The organism is Streptomyces incarnatus, assembly GCF_001027185.1.
In the GTDB taxonomy this organism is placed as follows: domain Bacteria; phylum Actinomycetota; class Actinomycetes; order Streptomycetales; family Streptomycetaceae; genus Streptomyces; species Streptomyces puniciscabiei.
In genome coordinates, this window is sequence record NZ_CP011497.1 from 442,260 (window position 1) to 455,307 (window position 13,048).

General features: G+C 72.9%; 14 protein-coding genes. 10 read left to right on the forward strand and 4 right to left on the reverse strand.

Going from position 1 to position 13,048, the window contains the following annotated elements:
* Window positions 1–52: 52 nt before the first annotated feature.
* Window positions 53–1,858: a helix-turn-helix transcriptional regulator gene (locus ABB07_RS01925; protein ID WP_208896924.1), complete on the reverse strand. Its 1,806-nt coding sequence runs from the start codon at window positions 1,856–1,858 to the stop codon at window positions 53–55.
* A gap of 266 nt (window positions 1,859–2,124) precedes the next feature.
* On the opposite strand from ABB07_RS01925, the gene ABB07_RS01930 reads away from it, so the two are divergent.
* Window positions 2,125–2,985: a 2-oxo acid dehydrogenase subunit E2 gene (locus ABB07_RS01930; RefSeq protein WP_208896925.1), complete on the forward strand. Its 861-nt coding sequence runs from the start codon at window positions 2,125–2,127 to the stop codon at window positions 2,983–2,985.
* Window positions 2,982–4,079 (forward strand): alpha/beta hydrolase, encoded by a 1,098-nt coding sequence (locus tag ABB07_RS01935; RefSeq protein ID WP_208896926.1) that lies wholly within the window; start codon window positions 2,982–2,984, stop codon window positions 4,077–4,079. Before ABB07_RS01930 ends, ABB07_RS01935 begins: the two co-directional genes overlap by 4 nt.
* On the opposite strand, the gene ABB07_RS01940 is transcribed toward ABB07_RS01935, so the two are convergent.
* Window positions 4,067–4,300, reverse strand: coding sequence for a DUF6059 family protein (locus ABB07_RS01940; RefSeq protein ID WP_208896927.1), 234 nt, complete (start codon window positions 4,298–4,300; stop codon window positions 4,067–4,069). The two genes, ABB07_RS01935 and ABB07_RS01940, sit on opposite strands and share 13 nt — an antisense overlap.
* Before the next feature lie 161 nt (window positions 4,301–4,461).
* On the opposite strand from ABB07_RS01940, the gene ABB07_RS01945 reads away from it, so the two are divergent.
* The 6 genes from ABB07_RS01945 (at window position 4,462) to ABB07_RS01970 (ending at window position 9,100) form a co-directional block, all read left to right on the forward strand.
* Window positions 4,462–5,232 (forward strand): AfsR/SARP family transcriptional regulator, encoded by a 771-nt coding sequence (locus tag ABB07_RS01945; protein WP_208896928.1) that lies wholly within the window; start codon window positions 4,462–4,464, stop codon window positions 5,230–5,232.
* A gap of 32 nt (window positions 5,233–5,264) precedes the next feature.
* Window positions 5,265–6,047 carry a thioesterase II family protein gene (locus tag ABB07_RS01950; RefSeq protein ID WP_208896929.1) on the forward strand — a complete coding sequence of 261 codons (783 nt, stop codon included), beginning with the start codon at window positions 5,265–5,267 and terminating at the stop codon, window positions 6,045–6,047.
* A gap of 56 nt (window positions 6,048–6,103) precedes the next feature.
* On the forward strand, window positions 6,104–8,005 hold the full coding sequence (locus ABB07_RS01955; RefSeq protein WP_208896930.1) for an HAD-IIIC family phosphatase: 1,902 nt from the start codon (window positions 6,104–6,106) through the stop codon (window positions 8,003–8,005).
* Window positions 8,002–8,268, forward strand: coding sequence for a phosphopantetheine-binding protein (locus ABB07_RS01960; protein WP_208896931.1), 267 nt, complete (start codon window positions 8,002–8,004; stop codon window positions 8,266–8,268). Before ABB07_RS01955 ends, ABB07_RS01960 begins: the two co-directional genes overlap by 4 nt.
* A complete protein-coding gene (locus ABB07_RS01965; RefSeq protein ID WP_244189173.1) occupies window positions 8,258–8,776 on the forward strand; it encodes a flavin reductase family protein in 519 nt (172 codons plus the stop codon). Before ABB07_RS01960 ends, ABB07_RS01965 begins: the two co-directional genes overlap by 11 nt.
* A gap of 150 nt (window positions 8,777–8,926) precedes the next feature.
* A complete protein-coding gene (locus ABB07_RS01970; RefSeq protein ID WP_208896932.1) occupies window positions 8,927–9,100 on the forward strand; it encodes a hypothetical protein in 174 nt (57 codons plus the stop codon).
* A 20-nt stretch (window positions 9,101–9,120) separates the two neighbouring features.
* Here ABB07_RS01970 and ABB07_RS01975 read toward each other — a convergent pair whose 3' ends face one another.
* Both ABB07_RS01975 and ABB07_RS01980 read right to left on the reverse strand, forming a co-directional pair.
* The gene (locus tag ABB07_RS01975) at window positions 9,121–9,882 is read right to left on the reverse strand and encodes a cache domain-containing protein (RefSeq protein WP_208896933.1); all 762 of its coding nucleotides are present in this window, start codon (window positions 9,880–9,882) and stop codon (window positions 9,121–9,123) included.
* A 37-nt stretch (window positions 9,883–9,919) separates the two neighbouring features.
* On the reverse strand, window positions 9,920–10,678 hold the full coding sequence (locus tag ABB07_RS01980; RefSeq protein ID WP_208896934.1) for a FadR/GntR family transcriptional regulator: 759 nt from the start codon (window positions 10,676–10,678) through the stop codon (window positions 9,920–9,922).
* A 101-nt stretch (window positions 10,679–10,779) separates the two neighbouring features.
* On the opposite strand from ABB07_RS01980, the gene ABB07_RS01985 reads away from it, so the two are divergent.
* Together ABB07_RS01985 and ABB07_RS01990 are read left to right on the forward strand one after the other, a co-directional pair.
* Window positions 10,780–11,811, forward strand: a complete 1,032-nt coding sequence (locus tag ABB07_RS01985; RefSeq protein ID WP_208896935.1) for an ABC transporter ATP-binding protein — start codon at window positions 10,780–10,782, stop codon at window positions 11,809–11,811.
* A 37-nt stretch (window positions 11,812–11,848) separates the two neighbouring features.
* The gene (locus ABB07_RS01990) at window positions 11,849–13,045 is read left to right on the forward strand and encodes an ABC transporter substrate-binding protein (protein ID WP_208896936.1); all 1,197 of its coding nucleotides are present in this window, start codon (window positions 11,849–11,851) and stop codon (window positions 13,043–13,045) included.
* Window positions 13,046–13,048 lie beyond the last annotated feature (3 nt).

A 13,048-nucleotide genomic window follows, 5' to 3' on the forward strand; every position in this document is an offset into this window, starting at 1 on the left:
CGTCGGCGTATCCCGGGGGCGCCGCGCCGCCGGCCCGTGTTGCGGGCCGGGCTCAGGCCGTGCCGCGCGCGGTTCGCCCGGGGAGTGACTCGGTGATGAAGCGGGCGAGTTCGGCGCGTGAGGTGACGCCGAGCTTGCGGTAGATGCGGCTCAGGTGGACGTCCACGGTGCGCGGACTCAGGCGCAGGTGCGCGGCGATGTCCCGGGTCCGCTTGCCGGTGGCCGCGATCTCCGCGACCTCCCGCTCCCTGGTGGTCAGCCCGGTCAGCCGGTCCGCCGCCTCGCGGGAGGCGGCTCTGCGGCCGGAAGCGGCCTCGCGCGGGGCCGGCACGTCGATGTGGCGGACCAGCCGGGTGGCCTCGTCGCGTAAGGCGCGGCGCCCGGTGCGCGCGGTCAACTGCTCGGCCAGTTGCAGTAGTTCAGCCGCCTGCTCGGCACGGCACCGGGCGGTGCGTGCGGCGGCCGCGCGCCCCTGCGCGCCGTGCCGCGCCGCCGCCCGCCCGCGGATGTCCGCACCGTCCCCGCCGACCAGCCTCAGGGCCAGCGCGAGCCGTTCGCCGGCGGAGGCGAGGTCGCCCGCCCGCATCGAGTCGTGGGCGGCGGCGGCCAGGACGCCGATGTCCTCGGGGGCGCTGCCGGGCACGGAGCGCTCGACGTGCAGGGCGAGTGTCTGCACGGGCGCGGCGCGCGCCACGAGGACGGTCAGGGCGCGCCGGTGGGCGCCGAGCCGCCAGCACGGATCGGTCTCCTGGTAGAGGACCCGGCGCAGCAGCGGGTGCCGGAAGCGGTGGTCGCCGCGGTCGACGGCACGGACGACGTCGAGCCGCTGCAGCCGTTCCACGACCCGGCAGGCGGCGCCCTCGGTCAGTCCCGAGACGGCGCTGACAGCGGCCAGGTCGAAGGTGTCGCCGAGCACGGCCGCGGCGGCCGCGACCAGCCGTTCCTCGCGCGTGAGCGGTTCCAGTTCGGCCTCCGCGCGGGCGGTGAACACGGACGGCAGGGCGGGTCCCCGGTCGAGCCAGGCGTCGCCTTCCAGGTCGTCGCCCGAGAAGGCGGGCCACCGGTCGAGTGCCAACAAGTACAGGGGGACGCCGCGCGAGGCGTGGTGCAGGGATCGCAGCCGCGGTGAGTCGGCGGGCAGTCCCGTCAGCCGGGCGGACTGGGCGAGGGACAGCGGCCCGAGTTCCACACTGACCGCCGTGCCGTCCTCGACGCGCTCGGCGAGCAGCCCGCGCAGCCTGGGCGGTGTCTGTGCCGGCCGGTGCGCCACGACGATCGACACCGGGGCCTCGGTGGGCCAGCGCAGCAGGTACTCGAGCAGTTCGAGCGAGCCGCTGTCGGCGGCGTGCACGTCGTCGAGGACAAGGGCGAGTCCGCCCCCTCCGTCGGACCGGTGAGCGGCCCAGTCGTCGAGCAGACCGGTGACGGCGGAGAAGGTCCGGCAGCGGTCGTCGACCACGGAGTTGGCGGGACTCGGCCCGGCCGGGAACGGTCCGACGGCGAGTTCGCGCATCAGCCAGGCGGCGGCGTCGCGCCGGTCGCGGTGGCCGCGGTCGGCGAGCCACCGGCGCAGCGCCTCCACGAACATGTCGCACCGTAGTCCGGGTTCGCCGCTTCCGCCGCTGCCGCGCAGCACGAGCCGGCCGCGCTGCCGGGCGAGCCGGGCGAAGTCACCGAGCAGCCGGGACTTGCCGGCACCGGGCTCCCCCATCAGTTCGACGACCCGCTGTCCTCCTCTCCCGGCGGCGAGCGCCGCGTCGAGAAAGCGGTCCTCCTCCGGCCGCAGCGGCGACGGATCACCGGGCGGGACTTGGCGGGAACGGTCGATGGTTGACGACGTCGGGGCGCTGGCGGCCACGGTCCGCACGGTCTTTCCCTTCCGCAGGCTCCTCTGGTTCTCCCTGTTCGCGGTAAGCGGTGACTGTAGCCCGAGCGCACGGCTCCCCGGCCGCTCTGCAACGCAGACTTAATTTTCAACTACTTGTGCCGCTGTGCGCCCGTGGCAGGCGTGTGTACCAGGTTCAGAAGGGGTTTAGCGGGGAGGTAGGGGCGGCCACCAGCGTGGAGACCCGGGCCGGTGCCGTACACGGTGCGCCGGCGTACGACCGGAAGGGCTGACACGCCATGGGAGAGGGCATCTCCATCACCGAGCCCGCGCAGCGTCGCCGACACACTCTGTTCTTCCTGGAGGAGATCCGCGACTTCGCGCCCGTCTTCCTGGACACGGAGGTCGACGCCGGCGCGATCGTCGCCCACCGGGCCGCCGCCGCGCTGGACGGCGGCGAACGGCCGGGCGTGCCCTACTCGTTCGTCGCGTACGTCGTCGTCGCGGCGGCCCGGGTGCTGGCCGCCCATCCGGAGGCCAACGCGGCGTACCGGGGCGGCCGCCGGCCGCGGCTGGCACGCTACGAGCAGATCGCGGCGAAGGTGACACTCGACAAGGAGGTCGACGGAACACGCCTGGTGCTGGCCACCGTTGTGCCGCAGCCACACGTCGACGGCCTTGACGGAGTGCAGCGCGTGCTCGACCGGATCCGGGACACCGAACCGCATCGGCTGCCCGAACTGGCCCGGCTGCGCGAGCTGCACACCCTGCCCTGGCGCAAGGGCAGGGCCCGGTTCCGCAAGGCCGCCCGGTCCCTGGCGCTGCGGCCGCGGCTCACCGGCACCTACGCGGTGACCTCGCTCGGGCACCGCGCCGTCGACGCCTTCCACTCCGTGGGCGGCACCACGCTCACCCTCGGCGTGGGGCGGGTCGCGGACCGGGCCGTGGTGCGTGACGGCCGTATCGAGGTGGCCCCCGTGTTGCGGCTCAGCCTCTCCTTCGACCACCGGGTGATCGACGGCGCGGAGGCCGCCGACATCCTGACCGAGATCCGGCAGACCCTTCAGGACTGGCCCCCGGCGACGGCGGCCGACCCGCGACGAGAGGAGGACGGGGCCGCCCCCGGCCTCGCGCCCGACGCGGTCCCGGCACCCGAATGAACGACCTCGACGAGTTGAAGCAGTACGCGATCGCCCAGGCCCGTTCGCAGGCCGTGGACGACGCGGCACTGCGCCCCCTGCTGGACGCGATCCGCACCGACGAGGACGGCACTGCCGGATCGTGGGTGCACGAGTGGACGCGTGCCGCGCAGCGGCTGGAGGAGCAGGGGCGCCTGCTGGAGGCGGTGCGCTTCCACACCCTGGCCCGCTTCCCGTTCCCCGACGGCGCGGCCCGGCGCCGGGCGCAGGAGCGTGCCGCGGCGGTGTTCACCTGCTGGGCGGAGCAGTTCCCGCAGCTCAGCCGCCTGGACGTGCCCACTCCGCATGGCCCCGTGCGGGTGTGGGCCACGGGACTGGACCCGGCGCGCCCGCGGCCGCTGCTGCTGATCAGCGGCGGCATCATCTCCACGAAGGAGCAGTGGGCCCCGGTGCTGCTGGAACTGGCGGCGTTCGACCTGGCCGGGGTGGTCGTGGAGCTGCCGGGCGTGGGCGAGAACCCGCTGCGTTACGACGCCGACAGCCACCGTCTGCTGTCCTGGGTCCTCGACGCCGTGGGCGACCGGGCCGACACCTCACGCACGTACGCGCTGGCCCTGAGTTTCAGCGGCCATCTCGCCCTGCGCGCGGCGCTCACCGACCGCCGGCTGCGCGGTGTGGTGGGTGCGGGGCTGCCGGTGCGGGACTTCTTCACCGACCGCCGGTGGCAGGCCAAGGTTCCCCGGGTCACGGTCGACACGCTGGCCCATCTGCTGGGCACCGCGCCGCACGAGGTGTTCGACACGATCCGCGACTGGGGTCTGGCGGAGGACGAACTGCGTTCCCTGGACATCGAGGTGGCGCATGTGACGAGTCTGCGCGACGAGATCATCCCGCCGTCGGACTCGGAACTGCTGCGCCGCGCGCTCCCCTCGGCCGACATCCGGGTCCACGACGATGTGCACGGGTCACCCGCGCACTTCCCGGAGACCCGGCTGTTCACCCTGCTGTCGGTGCTGCGGATGCGCGGCGGGGCGCCGGAGACCGTAGCGGTCCTTCAGGAGCGGCTGACGGCGGCGGAGCGCGCGGCGGCCGGAGCCGTCGGTCAGCTCAAGTGACCGAGTGACGTCCACAGTTCGCGCTCCACCTCCGTCGCCGGAAGGTCCGTGGCCAGCCGCTCGGGATGCCCGGGCGGCGGGCCGGCCGGCTCGTCGGCCGGCGGCACGACGACGCCGATGAAGGCACCCCAGCACCAGGCGACCGCCGCGAGCGACGCCGGGCACGGCAGCAGCCACGCCAGCAGGGACCCGGCCACCCCCCATCGTCCACGTCGCTCCATCGTGACCCCTTCCTCGACCCGGCCCATGTGCCGGCCATCGTGTCGAGCGGCGCTGAACCGCGTCTTAAGCAGGCCCCGGAAACGTACGTAGTTTCTCTGATGTGCCCGCGGCTGGGCCTCGGCGAGGCTGTGGCTGTATCACGAGCCGACAGGGGGCAAGCATGAGGTACGAGGTTCTCGGCACGCTGCGCATCCGTACGGGTGACGATCACCTGACGGTCAACGCCCGCAACATGGAAGTGGTCCTCGCGGCGCTGATCGCACGGGCGGGCGAGACCGTCTCGACCGCCCGTCTGGTGACCGAGATATGGGGTGAACATCCGCCGCGACGACATCTCGCCGCGATCCACGTCTACATATCGCAGCTGCGCAAGCTGCTGGCGTCCGAGGGCCGGCGCACGGCGCGGATCGTGACGCGCTCGCCCGGCTATGCGCTGCGGCTCGACGGCGACCAGCTGGACGTCGACGACTTCGCGCGGCTGATCCGCGCCGGCCGGGAGCACGCCCGCGCGGGCCGGCACCACGAGGCGCTGGACGTCTTCGAGGCGGCGCTCGACCTGTGGCGCGGCCCCGCCCTCGGCGACCTGCGCGCCGGGCCCATCATCGACACGTTCGTCACCTGGGCCGAGGACGCCCGGCTCGAATGCGCGGAGCTGCGCATCGACTCGGCGCTCGAACTGGGCCGCCACCGCGAACTGATCGCCCCGCTGCACACCCTCATCAGCGAGCACCCGCTGCACGAGGCGTTCCACCGGCAGTTGATGATCGCGCTGTACCGCTCGGAGCGGCAGGCCGAGGCGTTGCAGGTGTACCGCTCGGCGCGCCGCACGATCAACGAGGAGCTCGGCATCGAGCCCTGCCGTTCCCTGCGCGACCTGCACCGGGCGATCCTCCAGGCCGACCGGGGCCTGGACCTGTCGAACGCCGCCTGACCGGACCACCTACCCACGCTTCCGGAGGAGCCATGTCCGCTCTGTCGTCGCCCGCCCTGTCCACCGCCGACTGGATACGCCGCTACCGGCCCCGTCCGGACGCCGCGGTGCGTCTGGTGTGCTTCCCGCACGCGGGCGGCTCCGCGCCGGCGTTCCTGCCCTGGGCCGACGCGTTCGGCCCTGCCGTCGAAGTGCTCGCCGTGCAGTACCCGGGCCGTCAGGAACGCCACGCCGAGCCGCTGGTGCCGGATCTGCACCGGCTGGCCGATCTGGTCGCGCCCGCGGTGCGCGCCGCCGTCGGGGACGCGCCGTACGCACTGTTCGGACACAGCATGGGCGCGTCCCTCGCCTTCGAGGTCAGCCTGCGGCTGGAACGGTCCGGCTCGTACCCCGCCCTGCTGGCGGTGTCGGGGCGGCGCGCACCGTCGGTACCGGCGGACCCGCGCCGCTCCGTCCACCACCTGGACGACGACCGGCTGATCACCCATCTGAGGGATCTGAGCGGCACCGATCCCCGTCTCCTGGAGGACCCGGAGAGCCGCGCGATGATCCTTCCCGTGGTCCGCGCCGACCTGCGGGCGGTGGAGACCCACGGCGCCGGCCGCGAGACGCGGGTGAGCGCGCCGATCCTGGCACTGACCGGCGACGCCGACCCGTACACGGCCGTCGACGAGGCCGCCGCATGGGCTGCGCACACCACCGGGCCGTTCGAGTTGCGGGTCTTCCCGGGCGGCCACTTCTTCCTCACCGAGGTGCGTGAGCAGGTGGTCGCGCTCGTGGAGGCGCGGATCAGCGCCGGGTCAGCCCGGGTTTAGTCCCGGCCGCCAGCATGACGTCGTAGTCCCCTACGCCCGGACGAAAGCGAGTCACCGTGCCCAGCTCCCCGCCAGGCGCCCCCGACGAGCTCACCGCCCTGCACCGGGCGGGCGAGCTCGCCGCCCACTATCCACGCGTCGGCGCGCTCCTGGCCGACGACGGCGTCGACGAGGCCGCCCTGACCCGCGCGGGCCGCCTGCTGTCCCGGCTCGACCCCGACGACGTGCTGCGCCATCACCCGCGCACGCCCGTGCTGTCGGTGGCCGTCACCGGTCACGGCACGCTGAACCAGCTCCAGGCGCCCCTGACCGCGCAGTTCGCCCGGCACGGACTGCTGGTGCGACCGCACTTCACCGACTTCGACAGCTATGTCTTCGCGCTCTCCGATCCGTCCAGCGACCTGTACGCCGCGGAGCCGGACCTGGTGCTGTGCGTGCTGGACCCGGGGGTGGTCGTCGACGAGTTGCCGCTGCCGTGGGGTCCGGACGACGTGGAGCGCGTCTTCTCCCGGAAGTTGTCCCTGCTGGAGCAGCTCGCGGCGCGCTTCGGGGCCGCCTCCCGCGGCACCCTCGTGCTCAACACCCTCCCGCTGCCGCGCACGCTCGCGGCCCAGCTCGTGGACCACCGCTCACGCGCCCGCCTCGGCGCGGTGTGGCGGGAGGCGAACGCGGCGTTGCTGCGGCTGCCGGAGACCGCCGCGTCCGTGGTGGTCCTCGACCTCGACCCGCTGCTCGCCGAGGGGCTGCCCGTCCAGGACCCGCGGCTGGCGGCGTACACGGGGGCGCCGTTCACGGCTCAGCTGCTGGCGTCGTACGCCCGGGAGGTCGGCCATCTGGCCCGCCATCTCACCGGCCGTACCCGCAAGGTGCTGGTTCTCGACCTGGACAACACCGTGTGGGGCGGGGTTCTCGGCGAGGACGGGCCGGAGGGCATCGAGGTGGCGGGTGGCCGCCGCGGTAACGCCTTCCGGGCGGTGCAGCGCACCGCCCGCCAACTGGCCGCGCAGGGTGTGCTGCTGGCCGCGGTCAGCAAGAACGATCCCGGCCCGGTGGCCGACGTCCTGCGCGACCACCCCGAACAGGTACTGCGCGAGGACGACTTCGTCCGGGTCGTCGCCAACTGGCAGCCGAAACACGACAACCTGGCCAAGCTCGCCGACACCCTCGGGCTGGGCGTCGACTCGTTCGTCTTCGCCGACGACAGCGCGTTCGAGCGCGGCCTGGTCCGCCACGAACTGCCCGGCGTGGCGCTCGTCCCGCTGGACGACGAGCCGGCGCTGCATGTGCCGCGTCTGCTCGCGGACGGCTGGTTCGACGTGCGGGAGGCCACCGACGAGGACCGGGCGCGGGCGACCCGCTACCGTGAGGAGCTGGCCCGCGGCGACTTCCTGCAGGAGTTCACCACCCTCGACGACTATCTGGCCGAGCTCGGCGTCGAGGTGCGTGTCGCCCCGCTCACCCCGGCGGACACCGCCCGTGTCTCCCAGCTCTCGCTGCGCACCAACCAGTTCAACCTCACCACGCTGCGCCTGCAGCCCGCCGAGGTGTCCGCGCTCGCCGCGGACCCGACCGCGTCCGTGCTGACGGTCCGCAGCCGGGACCGGTTCGGGGACAACGGGCTGGTGGGGGCGGTGTTCCTGCGGCGCGCCGACGACACGGTCACCATCGACAACTTCCTGCTCAGCTGCCGGGTCTTCTCCCGCGGCATCGAACAGGCGGTCCTGGCGACGGTGCTGCGGACCGCCGCCGACCACGGCGCGCGCGAGGTCGTCTCGGCGTTCCACCCCACCCCGAAGAACCACCATGTGCGTGACTTCTATCCGCGCGGCGGCTTCAAGGAGCTCGGCCCGTGCGGCCCCGGCGGCTCCGGGACCGCCTATCACCGTTCGCTCCTGGACCGGGACGAACTGCCCGTACCGCCCGCCCACATCACCCTCGTCGTGGAGGCGACCCTGTGACCGGTATCGACGATCTGCTGTCCCTGCTGAGGGACGACCTCGGCCTGCCTGTGGACGACGGTGAGGACGGCTCCCTGCGTCTGGAGGCCATCAGCGGCTGGGACTCCGTGCATCTGCTGTGGCTGGTGACCGCCCTGGAGGAACGGACCGGCAGCCGGCTGTCCCTGCCCGACCTGCTGGACGCCGTCACCGTGGCGGACGTCCACCGGCTGGCCACGGCCGGGCCCGGCTCCCAGGGCGAGGCGGCGGCCGGTGCCCGGTAGTCCGGTGCGGTACGACGCCGTCGCCCCGGAGGACTTCCGGGCAGCGCTCGGGCGGTTCGCGTCCGGCGTGGTCGCCGTGTCCGGTCTGGCGGAGCGGGACCGGCCCGCCGGTTTCGCGGCGAGCTCTTTCACCTCCGTGTCGCTGGAACCGCCGCTGGTGGCGTTCTGTCCGGCCCGCTCCAGCCGTACCTGGCCCCTGCTGCGGGCCACGGGACGGGTCGCGGTGAGCGTCCTGCGGGCCGGTCAGGAGGACGTCTCGCGCAGGCTGGCGACCCGGGACGACGACAAGTTCACGGCGATCGCCTGGTCCCCGTCCGCGTCCGGACTGCCGCTCATCGACGGCGCGCTGGCGTGGCTGGAGTGCACCGTGACGGCGGAGCACCAGGCCGGCGACCACCACATCGTGATCGCCCGCGTCGACCGCCTGGCCACCGCCCCCGACACGAACGGTCACGCCCACGAGGGCCCGCTGATCCACTACCGCGGCGACTACCGGCGTTTCGCCTAGCGTGCGTACCGAGAGGCGAGCAGTCGGTGGTCCGAAGGATGAGGCTGCAGGTGAGTGACCGCTGTCAGGAGACCCCGGCTCGGCCGAACGGCCCGTGGTCGAGATTCCGAGTTCGACGCCCTCGGCATCGAGCGGGATCCGTCGCCGAGGGTGGCCGCGTCTCCGGTCGCGCACGCCGCCGTCGACGAGGACGTGCTGGTGGACGGCCGGTCCGACATCGGGCGGCTGCGGCCGCTGTCCAGGCTGGGCGGGTACGAGTGGGGCACGGTCGGCGAAGTCCGTGAACCGGCCCGGGTGCCGTACCGGAAGGACACCCACGGCTGAGCCGCACCGCCTCCTCGGGTTCAGGCGAGCACCAGCACCAGGGGCACGCCCCGGCAGGGCACCAGGCGCATGCCGTCGTACGCGCCGGGCCGCGCCGCGCTGAGCAGTTCGCCGAAGTCCGGGCCCTTGGTGAGGGAACCGGCCAGGTGGGCGGGGTCGGCGGAGGCAGCCACCCGGCCCCGGGCGTTCACCAGATGGGCGGGCCGGGGCAGGCGCCGCAGCAGAGGGAGGACGGCCGTCTCGAAGTGCCGCAGATAGACGTCGGCGGCGGCCACCCCGGCGAACCGGCCCTCGATCCGGACGGGTGCGGAGAGGGTGAGGCTGTACTCGTCGGAGCAGAGGTAGTCCACGTACGGTCCGGCCACCGCCCGGCGCCCGGTGTCGCGGGGCAGCGCGAACCAGTCCCAGTGCGTGTAGTCGGAGTACGCCGACTGGCCGGGGTCGAGGTCGAGGAGCAGCGGGCGTACGCCGCCGTCGGCGCCGGACTGCCACCACTCCAGCCAGGCGGGGACGTCGGTCAGCAGGCCGGGGGCCGCGACGAAGCCGACGCCGGAGACGAGTTCCTCGCGGGTCAGGTGGACATGCAGCCCGGGGCGCAGGGCGGCGAGGTCGGCGCTGGCGGGTCGGCGGCCCCCGGCGACCACCCGGCCGAGCAGGTCCTCGGTTTCCGCGCGCGTGGCGGCGACCGTCTCGAAGACGGCCTCCAGCGCGCCGCCGACCTGTGCGGCCACCCACGTCTCCGCTTCCACCTCGAGGGTGGCGAGCCCGGGGCTCCGGCCCATGGTGTCCTCCAGCGGACGGGAACCTGACGCGGCGCGGTCAGAGGGTGAGGCGTACGGCGACGAGCCGCGCCGTCGACTCCCTGACGCACCGCTCGGCCAGCGTGCCGGCCGTTTCGTGGGCCCCATCCTGCACGGCGGAGATCACGGCGCGATGACGGTCCGCAACTTCTTCACGAAACGCGTCGTCGGCCAGGACCAGGCACAGCAGGGCGCCGATCTCGCCCTGGAGGGCGACCTGTTCGCGGGTGAGCCGGGCGGACTGGGCGGCCGCCGCGAGTTCGACATGGAAGCGGCCGTACAGTCTGCTGCGTGCCGCCGCGTCCTCGGCCCGGGACAACTCGTCGGCGGTCCGGCGGAGTTGGTGCAGGTCCTCGGGTTCCGTGCGCTGGGCGGCGAGCCGGGCGGCGGCGCCGGACAGGGCGGCCCAGTGGTCGCCGAGGTCGCGCAGTTCCTCGGTGCTCCAGCCGCGCAGCCGGGCCTTGAGCCGGTCGTCGGCGGGGGCTTCGGGGAGGGAGACGAAGCTGCCGCCGCCGCGGCCCCGGCGAGTCGTGACCAGGCCCTGCTGCCGCAGGGCCATGAGCGCCTCCCGCAGGGTCACCGTGGAGACACCGAGCTGTCCGGCGAGCTCGGTCTCGCCGGGCAGCTGCTCCCCGTCGGCCAGGAGGCCCAGTTCGATGGCGTCGCCGATGCGGCGGACGACCGCGTCCACGCGGGCCCGGTTGTCCACCGGGCTGAAGACGGCCCTGCGGGCGCCGCCCTCGATCTCGTACTGCCTCACGGCCACCACCTCGTGCATTGACTCAAGCTTTACCCTAACGGGACCTTGAGATTAGAACTATGACTTCATATGTTTACGGTCAAGCGGCTCAACGTACAGCGCGGCAGAAAGGTTCCCGTATGGAGGGAATTGCGATCCGGCTGCAGGACCTGCGGAAGTCGTTCGGTGAGACGACCGCCGTGGCCGGGGTCGACCTGGAGATCCGGGACGGGGAGTTCTTCTCGATGCTCGGCCCGTCCGGATCCGGCAAGACCACAGTCCTCCGCCTCGTCGCCGGGTTCGAGACACCGGACCGGGGCCGGATCGAGCTGGCCGGGCAGGAGGTCACCGGGCTCGCCCCGTTCGAGCGGGACGTGCACACGGTCTTCCAGGACTACGCCCTCTTCCCGCACATGACGGTCGAGCAGAACGTCGCCTACGGCCTGAAGGTCCGCGGGGTGCCGAAGGCCGAACGGCTCGTCCGGGCCCGCAAGGCCCTCGCCGAGGTCCGTCTGGAGGGCTACGGCCAGCGGCGGCCCGCCCAGCTCTCCGGCGGGCAGCGCCAGCGCGTCGCCCTCGCCCGCGCCCTGGTCGGCCGGCCCCGGGTGCTGCTGCTGGACGAGCCGCTCGGCGCCCTCGACCTGAAGCTGCGCGAGCAGATGCAGGTCGAGCTGAAGGCGATCCAGCGAGAGGTCGGCATCACCTTCGTGTTCGTCACCCACGACCAGGAGGAGGCCCTGACGATGAGCGACCGCATCGCCGTCTTCGACCAGGGCCGCATCGCCCAGGTCGGGACACCCGCCGAGATCTACGAGCGCCCGGCGACCCCCTTCGTCGCCTCCTTCGTCGGCACCTCGAACCTCCTCGACGGCGAGGCGGCCCACCGGATCGTCGGCACCCCGGGCACCTACAACATCCGCCCGGAGAAGATCCGCGTCCTGAAGGAGTCCGCCGAGGCGGACGAGCCCGGGCACGCCACCGCGACCGGAACCGTCGCCGAGGTCGTCTATCTCGGCGACGCCACCCGCTTCCTGGTCGACCTCGACGGCGGCGGCCGGCTCACCGCGCTGCAGCAGAACCTGGAGACCTCCTCCGAGGACGTCGCCGCCTACCGCGGCACCCGGGTCCGCCTGACCTGGCACCGCCGGCACGCCGTCCGGCTGCCCTCCTGACCCCTCCCCCGCCTCTACGTCCCCCTGGAGAACGACCGTGCGCCTCACCCGTACCCTGCGCGCCGCGGCCTGCGCCGCCGCGCTGCTGCTGGCCGCCGCCTGTGACTCCTCCGGCTCGGGCAGCTCGTCCGCGACCGGCCTCAACCCGCCCGACCTCAAGGCCCCGACCAAGCTCGGCAGGACCGAGGGCCAGGTCAATCTGGTCGCCTGGGCCGGCTATGTCGAGGACGGCTCCAACGACCCCAAGGTGAACTGGGTCGGCGACTTCGAGAAGCAGACGGGCTGCCAGGTCCACTCCAAGGTCGCCGCCAGCTCCGACGAGATGGTCAAGCTGATGAAGACCGGCGAGTACGACGCCGTCTCCGCCTCCGGCGACGCCTCCCTGCGCCTGATCGCCGCCGGCGACGCCGCTCCGGTCAACACCGCCCTGGTGCCCAACTACAAGGACGTCTTCGCCGGGCTGAAGAACGGCGCCTGGAACTCGGTCAAGGGGCAGATGTACGGCATCCCGCACGGCCGGGGCGCCAACCTGCTGATGTACAACACCGAGAAGGTCAAGCCCGCGCCCACCTCCTGGTCCGCCGTCTTCGACGACGCCTCCCGGTACAAGGGGCACGTCACCGCCTACGACTCGCCCATCTACATCGCCGACGCCGCCCTCTATCTCAAGGCCACCAGGCCCGAGTTGAAGATCGAGGACCCCTATGCCCTCGACCAGAAGCAGTTCGACGCGGCGGTGGCTCTGCTCAAGCGGCAGAACGGATACGTCGGCGAGTACTGGAGCGACTACCTCAAGGAGGTCTCCGCCTTCAAGAGCGGTGACTCCGTGGTCGGCACCACCTGGCAGGTCATCGCGAACCTCGCCGCCTCCGAGGGCGCCAAGGTCAAGGCCCTGGTGCCCAAGGAGGGTTCGACCGGCTGGTCCGACACCTGGATGGTCTACAGCAAGGCCAAGCACCCCAACTGCGCCTACAAGTGGCTGGACTGGATCGTCTCGCCCAAGGTCAACGCCCAGGTGGCCGAGTACTTCGGCGAGGCACCGGCCAACTCCAGGGCCTGCGCCGAGACCAGCGACAAGAACTTCTGCACCGTCTACCACGCCGCCGACGAGAACTACTGGAAGAAGATCGCCTTCTGGAACACGCCCATCGAGCAGTGCCTGGACGGCCGCAAGGACGTCAAGTGCGTCCCGTACGCCAAGTGGGTGCAGGCCTGGACCGAGATCAAGGGCTGAGCC

Coding starts and splice junctions, on each gene's coding strand:
- ABB07_RS01930 (WP_208896925.1), top strand. CDS start 2,125: ATGGGAGAGGGCATCTCCATCACCGAGCCCGCGCAGCGTCGCCGACAC.
- ABB07_RS01935 (WP_208896926.1), top strand. CDS start 2,982: ATGAACGACCTCGACGAGTTGAAGCAGTACGCGATCGCCCAGGCCCGT.
- ABB07_RS01940 (WP_208896927.1), bottom strand. CDS start 4,300: ATGGAGCGACGTGGACGATGGGGGGTGGCCGGGTCCCTGCTGGCGTGG.
- ABB07_RS01945 (WP_208896928.1), top strand. CDS start 4,462: ATGAGGTACGAGGTTCTCGGCACGCTGCGCATCCGTACGGGTGACGAT.
- ABB07_RS01950 (WP_208896929.1), top strand. CDS start 5,265: ATGTCCGCTCTGTCGTCGCCCGCCCTGTCCACCGCCGACTGGATACGC.
- ABB07_RS01975 (WP_208896933.1), bottom strand. CDS start 9,882: ATGGGCCGGAGCCCCGGGCTCGCCACCCTCGAGGTGGAAGCGGAGACG.
- ABB07_RS01980 (WP_208896934.1), bottom strand. CDS start 10,678: ATGCACGAGGTGGTGGCCGTGAGGCAGTACGAGATCGAGGGCGGCGCC.
- ABB07_RS01985 (WP_208896935.1), top strand. CDS start 10,780: ATGGAGGGAATTGCGATCCGGCTGCAGGACCTGCGGAAGTCGTTCGGT.